Here is a 12749-nt window from a genome sequence, read left to right as displayed (position 1 = left end):
GGTGTCGTGTTGGTCGGGTGTCTGGTGCTCGGCGCCGGTGCCGTGTCGGCGAGTGCGGCCGATGGCGAGAGCGGGTCTGGTTCGGCGACGCCGGTGGTGGGCGGGTTTGGTCTCGGCGACGCGATCGAGGGCTTGATCGACGAGCGAGTGGGTTCGTTCACTTTCGATGTTCCGGTGGACGGCGTGGGGCTGCGGTGGGATTCCCGCGCCGTCGGGGCGGACCGGGTCGGGTTCGGTTCCGGATGGGTGGTCGCGGGTGCAGGGGCGGTCGAGGTGATCGGTGGGCTGAAGGTCTACCCGAGCTCTGGTGGGATGTACGCAGCGGACGCAAGCGCCCCGAGCGGCATGGCGGGGTATGTGCTCGGGGATGCTGTGTTCTCGCAGACCGGTGGGGTGCTTCCCGGCCGGGTCGACGGGCTGATCGGAGACCGGGAGTATCAGTTCACGCTGTCTCAGACGGGGGGTGCGACGGCGTATTTCGGTGCGAACGGTGACCCGTTGACGCAGGTGGATGCGTTCGGGAATCGGACCGATTGGGAGAGCGCGGCTGACGGGTCGCACCGACTGGTGCGGGTCGTGGACCAGGTCGGCGTGGTCACCGCGGTGGACTGGACCAACCCGGCCGCCGTCCGGGTCACCCGCACCGTGGGCACGGACGCAGGCGTGTCAGCGGTGGTCGAGCTGGATGGCGGCCGAGTCTCCGCTGTCGTGGACGCCACCGGCGGCCGGACCACGTTCGGGTACGACCCTTCCGGGTTGATCTCACGAATCACGGGGGTCTCGGGTGCAGTCACGGAGGTGTCGTGGCAGACCCTGGCCGATGGGTCCTCCGCCGTGGACCGCGTCCGAGTCATCGACGCACTCACGGGGGAGCAGCTGTCGGCGCGAGAGTGGGATGCGGCATCCGGAGTCGCGTCGGGGTGGCCGGTGTATGCCGGTGAGCGTGACGTGTTCGAGTCCGGTGACAGCGGGTTCCGGTATCAGACCGTCCTTTCCGACGGCGAGACCCGCGTGATGTCGGAGTACAACTCCACACACCTCCTCATCGACCGATCCGTGGAAGTGACCACCCAGAACGGGCCGGTGGTCCTGCAGGAGCAGGCGTTCGAATATCCCGACACCGCCGACGGCGGGGTACCGCTTCCGTGGGATCTGCCGGAACAGTTCAATCGGCCCACCACGACCGACGTCGTGTTCCGCGATGCGATGGGGAACGAGCGGGTCACGTCGGAGCACTACGAGTTCGACACCTTCGGGCGGGTCACGTCGCAGACCGCACCGGACGGGGCGGTCGCCGAGACGGAGTATGACCAGGCGATCCCCGTCGGTGCAGTGCTGCCGGTCGGGCTGCCGCTGTCTGAGACGGTCACCACCCCGGATGGGCTGGTCTCCCAGACCCGGTACGAGCTGAACCCCGAGCGCACGGCCCCCGTGGTCGTGGAAACCCTGACCGGGAAGACCGGAGGCGAACTGACTCGCACCGCGAGGACCGAGTACACCGTGCAGGCCGATGGGTTCGTGTCGGAGGAACGCACGTTCGGGCAAGGCGGGGAAGGCGTGCCGATCGTCACCACGCACGCCAAAGAGGTAGACCTCTCCTCGGGGACCCTCACGGTTTCCGACACGATCGCCGCGGGAACGGACCTCGCCGTCACCACCCGGGAGGTCACCGAGCTGCTGTCCGGTCAACCCGTTCAGGCGACCGACGCGCTCGGCAACATCGCCACGGTCCAGTACGATCCGGCCGGGCGGGTGACAGTCCAGACCGACCCGGCCGGCAATACGGTTCGCACCGGGTACCGGTCGGTGCAGGTCGACGGGGTCAACGCGACCGTCGTGACCGCGCCCGACGGGGTCGTCACCACGACCGAGGTGGATGTGCTGGGCCGGGTCGTGAAGATCACCGACAACCTCGACGACGGCCGGCCGGTCGACGGGCACGCGCGCGTCGTGGAGTCGCGAACATACCCCGACCCGGGGACGGTGCAGATCACGGATGCCTGGGGCGCGGTCACGGTCACGAAGCAGGATGTGTTCGGCCGAGAGGTGCAGGCGATCGCGCCCACGGGGCTGACCAAGATCACCCGCTACGACGACATCGCCCACACGGTCACGACCGCCCTGACCCCGACGGGCGACATCGGGGACGCGGAGTACGTCAGCACTCAGAGGATGGACGACGCCGGCCAGGTCGCAGAGACCGGTGGCACACGGGCCGATCGGGTGCCGGTCCCGACGATATCGAGGGTGTTCGACGGATTCGGGCGTGAGACGGGCGCGACCGACGGCACGATCCGCACCGAAGTGGAACGAGATGTCTTCGGAAATCCCGCCATCACCACGATCACTCCGCAGGACACTCCCGGGATGCCGGTGGTCGCCCAGCGCCGATTCGACGAGTTCGGTACGAGCGTGGAGAAGACCCTCACGGCGGGCGATCAGTCGCGCTCGGGCGGCATCCGCATCCCCGACATCCTGGGGCGGACGCTCTCCGACACCGACCAGGACGGGAAGGTCTCGACCTACGAGTACACGGCGGACGGGCTGGTCGCGAAAGCCGTCAGCGGCTATGGGGCCGTCACCGTGAACACCTACGACACAGTGACACGTGCGCTGACCGAGACGGTCACGACGTCGCCCATCGGCGAGCAGGTCCGTACAGCGTTCGAGGACGACCCGGTCACGGGAGCGGTCATCGCCGTGTTCGACCCGGCTGACCGCGCCGGCACCGAGATCTCGTACGACTATGACGGGTTCGGGAATGCGACCCGCATCCGCTACCCCGACGGGAGTGAGATCGCCCACACGTACGACCAGCACGGACGCTTGGCGACGACGAAGGACGTCGCCGGAAACATTACGTCCTACACGTTCGACATGGCCGGGCTGCTCACTTCGGCGGTCCAGACGGATGACGGCGGCGCCGAGATCGGCCGCGTCGGGTACATCTACGACGAGTACGCCCGGGTTTCCGAGTTGTCGCGGGGCAACGGTGTCACCACCGAGTACACGTTCACTTCCGCCGGTGAGATCGCGACGGAATCCACGAGCGGGCCTGACGGGACCGTTCAGGATGCTCGCGCCTATACGTACGACGAGCGCGGGAACCTCACCCACCGCACCGACACCGTCTCGGGCGACCTTTCGGACGGGCTCGAGTCGACCACCACGACGACGGTCTACGGGTACGACGAGCAGGACCGGCTCACCCGCTCCACCCTCCACGCGGGTGACAGTGCGGATGCGTCGATGCTCCGCGATGTCGCGTATCAGGTCACCGTGTCCGGCGACGTCTCGCAGGAGACCATCACCACCGTCGATCCCGACACCGGGAACCTTGCGGTGACGGTGCGGGCGTTCACGTACACCCCCACGGGCGAAGTGGCCACCCTCACCACCACCGAGCCGGACGGAACGCAGACCACGGTCGCCCCGACGTACGATGCGGCGGGCAACCTCACGGCCGCTGTCGACGGCACCCGGTACACGTACAACGCGCTCAATCAACCGGTCACCGAGACCACCCCGACCGGGGATGCTCTCACTACGGGGTACTGGGCTACCGGGCAGCGGGCCAGCCTCACCGCCGAAGAGGCGGGCGACCGGTCTGGATCTGCCGGGTTCTACTGGGACAGCACCACCCTCCTCAACGACACTCATGCTCAGGGTGACGGACTGGTGGGGACCGCGTCCTACCTGATCGGCGCCACCCGGCACGCTCGCAGCAACGATGGCCCCGACGCCGGGGCGGACACGGTGTACTACACGCAGGACCGGCACGGTAACACCACCACCCTCACCCAGGAGGACGGCGCCCCGGCGACCCGGTACACCTATACCGACTACGGAACCCCGACCGTTATCGGTCCCGACACAGGCATGGGCGCAGCAAGCGTCACGGCGCTGGGGTGGGTGGGAAGTCTGTCCTACCAGCCGTTCCAGTACGCCGGGGAACACACGACGCCGGACGGTATGCAGCGCGTGCAGGTTCGTACCTACGACCCGGTCACGATGCGGTTCACCACGAAGGACACCGCGCGGCTGCACAACACGTACAACTACGCGAACCTCAACCCCGTCATGATGAGCGACCCGACCGGCCGCACTCCCGACTGGGACACCATCCTCAACGGCACGTTGGGCGGACTCGCCGTCCTGGTGGGTGTGTTCAGCATCGCGGCCGCGATCTACACCGGAGGAGCCGCCCTCGCAGGCCTCGGTGCTTTCGGCGTCTTCGCCGACGCCGTGAGCGTCGCCGCCGCCACCGCCGGCCTCGTCGACACGCACATCGTGAACTTCATGGACGACGACTTAGCCAAAATCGTGATGTGGGGCGAAACCGCCCTCGGGCTCGGACTCGCCGTTGCCGTCGGACTCGGCGCCAAGGCGCTCAGTGTCTACGGCAAGACCGCCACGGGGGCAGTGCGTGGGTTCTGGGAATACAACAACGGTAAGGTCATTCCGGTCATGTTTCGCATCGATAAACTCGATGCGCTCGAACTGGACAAGGTATGGGCGCAACTGAATGATGTTCCTGGCTTCAACAGGGCGGGGACGGGCGTCGAGTACGTCATCGTTCCTCGCAAGAATGGTGTGGGCTACAAGATGTACGCGGGGCGCCTGCCAGGAGATGGAAAGGCTGGGCTCTTCGTCCGCAAAGCGGGTTCGAAGAAGTTCGCGACAGCGGAAGAATTTGATTTCTCGAGCCCCCATGAACGACTCCGCATGCTCGCAGGGTATAAGGCCAAAGGTCCGGAAGCCGTGGTTGGTGGACACCTCAACGGCGTCATTGCGTTAGGGCCAAAGAGGACCCTCCAGGTGAATGCGCACTCTGGTCACTTTGGGGCAAACTGGGCCAAGACGCATCATGGAATGAACATCCAAGAGTATTTCGAGTCGAGAGATATTCGGCTGGACTTCACCCCTTACTCGCCGGAACAGACGACCACCGCGCTCCAGAAGGAGGCGCCGACTAGGGCGAAAATCTACCTGGAGATCGAAGCCGCCAAAGGCGCATTCGTAGACGCACAATGAGATCGGCCTCTGGCCCTTCGAACGTGCACTGAGACAGGACTCCTGCGTGAACTTCCCTGTCAGACGCGTAGAGCTCTCGGATCGCCCGAAGCGCGAGCCCTCCCACTGTCGAAGATCCACTCCATAACGAGGTACGACGGGTAGGTGAGACCTCACCCCGCCGGATCCACGGACTCGCAAACGCCCAACCGGCGAGCGTAGCCTCGAGGGGAGACGAAGGAGTCCTCGTGCAGTTCCACCACCACGGCTACGTGTCCGGCGATCCTCGGGTGCAGCCCGCGGCGGGAACTGGGGTCGACCGGCCCGCCGACCTGCCGGATGAGGTGGACGTGCTCATCGTGGGGTCGGGGCCGGCCGGCATGCTGCTCGCTGCGCAGCTGTCGGCCTACCCGGCCCTGACGACGCGCATCATCGAGCGGCGTGGGGGCCGGCTCGTGCTCGGCCAGGCCGACGGCATCCAACCTCGGAGCGTCGAGACGTTCCAGGCGTTCGGATTCGCGGAACGCATCACCGCCGAGGCCTACAACATCGGGCACATGAACTTCTGGGGGCCCGACCCCGAGCATCCGGATCGGATCGTCCGAACCGCACGCACCGAGGATTACGCGCTGAAGATCAGCGAGTTCCCCCACCTGATCGTCAACCAGGCGCGCGTGCTCGACTACTTCGCCGAGGCGGCCGCCCACGGGCCGGCCCGCATCACACCCGACTACGGCGTCGAGTTCCTCGCCCTGACGGTGCAGAGCGAGGGCGATCACCCCGTCGAGGTGCTCGTGCGCGACGTCGCCGGCGACCGCGAAGGTCGGGAGAGGGTCGTGCGGGCGAAGTACGTCGTCGGCTGCGACGGCGCCCGGAGCGCGGTCCGCGAGGCGATCGGGCGTCGGCACATCGGCGACATCTCGGCCCATGCGTGGGGCGTCATGGACGTGCTCGTCAACACCGACTTCCCGGATTGGCGTACGAAGTGCGCGATCAACTCCGCGGCCGGCAACATCCTCCATATCCCGCGCGAGGGGGGCTACCTCAGCCGGATGTACATCGACCTCGGCGAGGTCGCCGAGGGTGACGCTCATCGCGTGCGCCAGACGCCGATCGACGAGATCATCCGTCGGGCGAACGCGATCCTCCACCCGTACTCGATCGATGTGAAGCAGGTCGCATGGCACAGCGTCTATGAGGTCGGTCACCGTGTGACGGAGAAGTTCGACGACGTGCCGGTGGGATCGGATGCGGCGCCCCGCGTGTTCCTCGCCGGTGACGCGTGCCACACGCACAGCGCGAAGGCCGGGCAGGGCATGAACGTGTCGATGCAAGACGGCTTCAACCTCGGCTGGAAGATGGGCTCGGTGCTGACGGGGCTGAGCCCGGCGTCACTGCTGTCGACCTACTCGGCGGAACGGCAGCCCGTCGCCCAGCAGCTCATCGACTTCGATAGGGAGTGGTCGTCTCTGATGGCGCGTAAGCCGGAAGAGATCACCGATCCGCAAGACCTCGCGACGTACTACCTCGCGACCGCCGAATTCCCGTCCGGGTTCATGACCCAGTACGGCCCGTCGGCGATCGTCAGCGGTGCTGGCGTACCCAGCCTTGCGGCGGGGTTCCCGATCGGCAAGAGGTTCATGTCTTCCGAGGTGGTGCTCGTCGCCGACGGCAACGCCGTGCACCTCGGGCATCACGCAAGGGCCGACGGACGGTGGCGGATCTATGCCTTCGCTGACGCGCCGGCGGCGGGTGAAGCATCCGCTCTCGCGAACTGGGCCACGTGGATGTCGACGTCTGAGGAGTCACCGCTGCGGCGGTTCACCCCCGCGGGCGGCGACGTCGACGCGGTGTTCGACATTAAGGTGATCTACCAGCAGCCTTTCGAGCAGGTCGACATCATGGCCGTGCCTGAGCTGTTCCGGCCGAAGACCGGCCCCCTCGGACTGACGGATTGGGAGAAAGTGTTCGCCGCGGCCCCCGGCGCATGGACCAGCACCGACATCTTCGATGAGCGCGAACTGTCGCGCGACGGCGTCGTGGTCGTGGTGCGTCCTGATCAGTACGTCGCGCACGTCCTTCCGCTGACCGCCCCCGCAGAGCTTGCAGGCTTCTTCGCCGGCGTGCTCCTTCCGCAGTCGCGGCCCGTCCGGGCCTGACCCTCCTCCGGGGGTCACCTGTTCACTCGGATGATCTCCTGTTGATAGGGCGCGATCACGTCGCCCGAGATTCGTAGGTCCAGCAGCAGGAAGGGCCGGGAGGATGCCGGGGCCGCCGCCCACTCGGAGAGTCGGTCGAGATCGGCGATCGTGCGCACGACGACTCCCTCAGCGCCGACCGCGCGCGCGAGGCCTGCGAAGTCGACTTCGGGGATGCGCATCGGCGCCTGGGCGAGTCCCTTCAGGCCGTACAGATTGACCTCGGCACCGTAGGCGGCGTCGTTCCAGACCACCGCGAGCCCTCGGCCGCCGGCGACCCGAACAGCCGATTCCAGGTCGGCGAGCGCCATGAGGCCGCCGCCGTCCCCGGTCGTCAGCACGATCGTGGCATCGGGCTGGGCGAGGGCAGCGCCGGGAACCGAGGCGAAACCGAGGCCTATGGACTGGAAGGCGGTGCCGACCATGAGCATCCGGTCGGGTGATGCCACCGGCCAGTACATGTTCGCCCAGCCGATGAAGTGACCACCGTCGGAGACGACGACGCGGTCGGCGGGCAGGAGTTCACCGATCCGGGCCGCCGCAGACCGGGGATCCAAGCGCCCGTCGGGGGCGAGGTCATCACCTGATTCGTAGGCACGGAGCGGCACGATCTCAACGCGCTCGCGCCAGCCGCTCGGTGCTGCGCCGCGCTCCGCCAGGTCGGCGACCAGGGCCCGCGCGACGAGTGCGGCGTCAGCGCGGACGAAGCCGCCCACGTGCGGGTGGGTCGCGGCCGGGGCGACGTCGATCTGGAACACGCGCGTGCCGGGGGCGAACAGGTCACCGAAGCGCATCGTGAACTGGTTCAGCGACGCGCCGAAGACGACGGCGACATCGGCCTCGCGGACGAGCTCCATCGCCCCTGCTGCGCCGAATCCTCCGGTGACCCCGAGGTCGTACCGTGCGTCGGGGAACACGCCGCGCCCGAGCGCCGTCGACGCGGTGACCGCCCCGGTGGCGTCCGCGAGATCGCCGAGGGCCGCTCCGGCGCCTGCGATCCACGCTCCGCGGCCGGCGAGCAGGAACGGTCGCTGTGCACCGGCCAGGGCGGCCGCGACGTCGGCGACCGCCCTCGCGGCGAAGGGGCCGCGCGGCTCGAGGGGGCGTGGGAGCGTCGGCTCGGGGGCGATGGGCACCGCGCCTGCCTCGAGCGCCGCGACGTCGTAGGGGATCGCCAGCACCGTGGGCACCCGGTACGACAGGGCGTGCTCGATGGCGATGACGGTCGTTGCCGCCGCATCTGCTCTGCCGACCGTGTAGGTGCGCGCGCCCACGGCAGACGCGAGCGCGATCTGGTCGACATCCCACGCCCTCGGGCCCGACGTCGGTTCGTCCCCCACGACGAGAATCAGCGGGACGTGGGCCTGGACGGCCTCGGCGAGTGCGGTCAGGGTATTGGTGAAACCGGCGCCATAGGTCGCCGTGGCGGCCGCGATGTGCCCGCATGCCCGGTGGTAGGCATCGGCGGCGACGACACCCCCTGCCTCGTGCCGGACTGCCGTGAAGGACACTCCTGTGCCCCTCTCGAGGGCGTCGAGGAAGTAGGCGTTGCCGTTGCCCATCACCCCGAAGACGTGGTCGATGTGCCGGGCGAGGGTGGCGGCGACGTGAGCGGAGACGGTCGACATGGTGGGCCCCTTGCATGGTCACGGGGAGACGTGTGGACGGATGCGAGGTTCCGTGCGCGTCTCGGTTACCGATCGTATGAGTTGGAGCTCCGGCACGGGCCATCGGATCGCCGCGGCCCAGGAGCCGACATCGTGAGATGTCCGCTCCCCGGCCGCGTCGCTCCGTTACGTGTCGCGGGATCCGTTCAGCGTGGTGTGCGTTTGTGTGTCGTGGAGTTCTTGCGGATGAGGGTGGTGCCGGTTGCTGCGAGGAGGAGTCCGAGTGCGAGTCCTGCCCAGGGTGTGGTGTTTGATCCGGTGGTGGCGAGGTTGTTGGGGGGTGTGGGGGGTGTGGTGGGTGGGGTGAGGGGGGCCCAGGGGATGTTGGGGGCGGGGTTGACGTCCATGGTGACGGGGAGGGTTGTGAGTCGTTCGACGCCGTTGGTGGCCATGAGGGTGAAGGCGAAGGTGCCGGTTTGGGTGGGTGTTCCGGAGAGGACTCCGGCGTCGGTCAGGGTCAGGCCTGGGGGGAGTGCGCCGGAGATCACGAAGACGGTGGGGAGGGGGTGCCCGGTGGTGGTGAAGGGGTAGGTGTAGGCGACGCCGTCGACGGCTGCGGGTGGGGTGCCGGTGAGGGTGGGGAGGCTGTCTACGTCGATGGAGGCGGGGAGGGTGGCGTCAGGGTCGATGCCGTTGGTGGCGGTGAGGGTGAAGTCGAAGGTGCCGGTTTCGGTGGGTGTTCCGGAGAGGATGCCGTCGGTGGAGAGGGTGAGGCCTGGGGGGAGGGTGCCGGAGGTCACGGAGACGGTTGAGGCGGGGTATCCGGTCACGTCGAAGTCGTAGGTGTAGTCGGCGTCGATCATGGCGGCCGGTGGGGTGCCGGTGAGGGTCGGGGCGCTGTTGACGTCCATCGTCACGGGGAGGGTGGCGTCAGGGTCGATGCCGTTGGTGGCGGTGAGGGTGAAGTCAAAGGTGCCGGTTTCGGTGGGTGTTCCGGAGAGGATGCCGTCGGTGGAGAGGGTGAGGCCTGCGGGGAGGGCGCCGGAGGTCACGGAGACGGTCGGGGCCGGGAACCCGGTGGTGGTGAAGGGGTAGGTGTAGTCGGCGTCGTTGATGGCGGCCGGTGGGGTGCCGGTGAGGGTCGGGGCGCTGTTGACGTCCATCGTCACGGGGAGGGTTGCGTCAGGGTTGACGCCGTTGGTGGCGGTGATCGTGAACGTGAAGGTGCCGGTTGTGGTGGGGGTTCCGGAGAGTACCCCACTCTTGGAGAGGGCCAGGCCCGGCGGGAGGGTGCCGGAGGTCACGGAGGCAGTGGGGGTGGGTTGCCCGGTGAGCGTGAACGGGTAGGTGTAGGCGACGTCGTTCATGGCGGCGGGTGGGGTGCCGGTGAGGGTCGGGGTGCTGTTCACCGTCAGCGTCACGGGGAGGGCGACGTTCGGGTCGATGCCGTTGGTGGCGGTGATCGTGAACGTGAAGGTGCCGGTTGTGGTGGGGATTCCGGAGAGTACCCCACTCTTGGAGAGGGCCAGGCCCGGCGGGAGGGTCCCGGAGGTCACGGAGACGGTCGGCAGCGGGATTCCCTGCCTGTTGTAGGTGAAGGAGTACCCCGCGCCCACCGTCGCTGCCGGGGCGAGGCCCGACACCTGCAGGGGCACGGAAGCCCCGACGGCCACTCCAAACGCCTCCTTCAGGCCGGAACCGATAGTGGTCTCCGTCCCGCCCGCACCAAACTTGACCACTCGACTGTTGAGGGAGTCGCTGCTGTCGGGGACGGCGACGGAGATGGCTCCGGACTCATCGACTGCGACCCCCCACGGCTCGCGAAGTCCGGAGCCGATGGTGGCCTCCGTGCCGCTGGGAGCGACCTTGAGCACGTCGGTCTTGTCCAGGTCGGTGATGAAGACGTTTCCCGATCCATCGACTGCCACTCCCGACGGGTAGGCCACGTTCTCCGTGGAGCCCACGCTGGTTTGCGTGCCGTTCGGGGCGACCTTGTACACCTGATGCTTGCCCGTATCGGCGATGTAGACGTTCCCTGATCGATCGACCGCCACCCCCGCCGGCAGATTCAGGTCGGTGCCCACAGTCGTTTGCATGCCAGATGGGGCGACTTTCAGCACCCGCGAGTTGCCGCTGTCGGCGATGTAGACGTTTCCCGAGCCATCCACCGCCACCCCGAACGGCAAGTACAGGTCGGAGCCCACGCTGGTTTGCGTGCCATCTGCGCCGATCCTGAGCACCCGATCGCTACCCGGGTCGGCGATGTAGACGATTCCAGACCCATCGACCGCGACACCGTAGGGATAGACCAGGTCAGACCCCACGGTGGTTTGCGTGCCATCCGGCGCGACCTTCAGAACCCTATCGTTGCCCGAATCGGCGATGTAGGTGTACTGGGTGAGCGTGTCGGCAGAGGCCAGGTCGCCAGTGGACAGTACACCGCCGATCGCGACGACACCCGCGATTGCCATAACGACAACGCCGGACATCATCCGACGAGCCAAGGTTCTAAACATGCACAGGGTCTCTACTGATATATGGAGTGTTGGTATTCGTCTATTCAGGTCACCGGATCGATGACCTCGCCTGGGATGCAGGCTGACATGGGCTGAGGGATGAAGACCGATCAGTTCGGGATGCGGTTGCGCCGACCGGAGTTCACACGCAGGAGGGCAACTCCCATCCCCGCGAGAAGAAGTCCCAGTCCGAGTCCAGACCAAGGTGTCGTGTCTGATCCGCTCTCCGCCAATCCACCGCTTCCGCTGCCGCTGCCGCCAGGAGTGACCGGGGCGCCGCCCACGTCGATCGATGCGGGAAAGGTCGAGTCAGGGTCGACTCCGTTCGCGGCGGTGATCGTGAACGAGAACGATCCGGCCTGGGTGGGCGTCCCGGACAGTACTCCGTCTTCCGAGAGGGACAGGCCGGGCGGAAGAGAACCCGAGGTCACGGAAAGATGAGGCAGCGGGATTCCCTGCCTGTCGTATGTGAAGGAGTAGGCGACACCCGTCGTCCCCGCGGGAGCGGCGCCGGAGACCTCTAGCGGCACAGAGACCCCTACAGCCACCGCTGACGGAAACTGCAAGTCGGAACCAACTGTGGCTTCGCTGCCATCCGTAGCCACCTTCAGCACGCGACTGTTGTCGGTGTCGGCGATGTACACCGCCCCCGATCCGTCGACCGTGACTCCTAACGGGCGATTGAGTCCTGAACCGACGTCGGTCTGACTGCCATCCGTAGCGATCTTCACCACTCGACTGGTATCCGACTCGGCGACGTACACCGCCCCTGATCGGTCGACCGCCACTCCGTACGGATGGTTCAGCCCAGAGGCGACGACAGTTTGCGTGCCGTCCGCAGTGACCTTCACAACTTGACTGTTGTCGGTATCGGCGATGTATACCGCGCCGGATTCGTCCACGGCCACGGCCCATGGGTGGTTCAGGCCGGTGCCCACGGTTGTCTGCGTGCCATCCGTGGCGACCTTCACCACCTGACTGTTGAATTCATCGGCGATGTACACCGCGCCCGCCCTGTCGACTGCCAGCCCGGGTCCGTTGACGTGAGAACCCACGGTGGTCTGGCTGCCATCCGCAGCGATCTTGACCACTCGGCTGTTGAATGTGTCGCAAACATAGACCGCGCCGGCGCTGTCCACCGCCACCCCCTGAGGTTCGATCAGTCCGAAGCCCACCGTGGCTTGGCGCCCGTCGGATGCGACTTTCAACACCCGATTGTTGAACGTGTCGGCGATGTAGGTGTAAGTCGTGGGTGTCTCGGCAGATGCCCGGGTGGCACCGGACGCCCACCCCCCACCGATCAGCACCGCACTCGCGATGATCGCGAGGGAGAGACATGACAGCATCCGGAGATTGAGAGAGAAGCGCACCCGCATAGATTACCTCCAGATACGCGCAAACTGAAATTCCAATAT

The 12749-nt window shown here is 67.0% G+C and carries 5 protein-coding genes; 2 read left to right on the top strand and 3 right to left on the bottom strand.

Features of this window, described 5'->3' with window-relative positions; translation table 11 throughout:
* Window positions 1–9 precede the first annotated feature (9 nt).
* Window positions 10–5034, top strand: coding sequence for an RHS repeat-associated core domain-containing protein (locus F6B43_RS06915; protein WP_170285580.1), 5025 nt, complete (start codon window positions 10–12; stop codon window positions 5032–5034).
* Window positions 5035–5261: 227 nt separating this feature from the next.
* The gene (locus tag F6B43_RS06910) at window positions 5262–7172 is read left to right on the top strand and encodes an FAD-dependent monooxygenase (RefSeq protein ID WP_150448079.1); all 1911 of its coding nucleotides are present in this window, start codon (window positions 5262–5264) and stop codon (window positions 7170–7172) included.
* Between the two features lie 14 nt (window positions 7173–7186).
* Here F6B43_RS06910 and F6B43_RS06905 read toward each other — a convergent pair whose 3' ends face one another.
* From F6B43_RS06905 to F6B43_RS06895, 3 genes are all read right to left on the bottom strand, one after another.
* Complete coding sequence (locus tag F6B43_RS06905; protein ID WP_150448078.1) at window positions 7187–8839, bottom strand: thiamine pyrophosphate-binding protein; 1653 nt, start codon at window positions 8837–8839, stop codon at window positions 7187–7189.
* 185 nt (window positions 8840–9024) lie between these two features.
* Complete coding sequence (locus tag F6B43_RS06900) at window positions 9025–11310, bottom strand: NHL repeat-containing protein (protein ID WP_170285579.1); 2286 nt, start codon at window positions 11308–11310, stop codon at window positions 9025–9027.
* A 134-nt stretch (window positions 11311–11444) separates the two neighbouring features.
* Window positions 11445–12704, bottom strand: a complete 1260-nt coding sequence (locus F6B43_RS06895) for a putative Ig domain-containing protein (protein ID WP_170285578.1) — start codon at window positions 12702–12704, stop codon at window positions 11445–11447.
* Window positions 12705–12749: the final 45 nt, after the last annotated feature.

Origin of the sequence: Microbacterium rhizomatis, assembly GCF_008710745.1 — a bacterium.
Classification (GTDB): domain Bacteria; phylum Actinomycetota; class Actinomycetes; order Actinomycetales; family Microbacteriaceae; genus Microbacterium; species Microbacterium rhizomatis.
The sequence above is the reverse complement of the archived record's forward strand: the minus strand, read 5'-3'. Positions and strand labels throughout refer to the sequence as shown.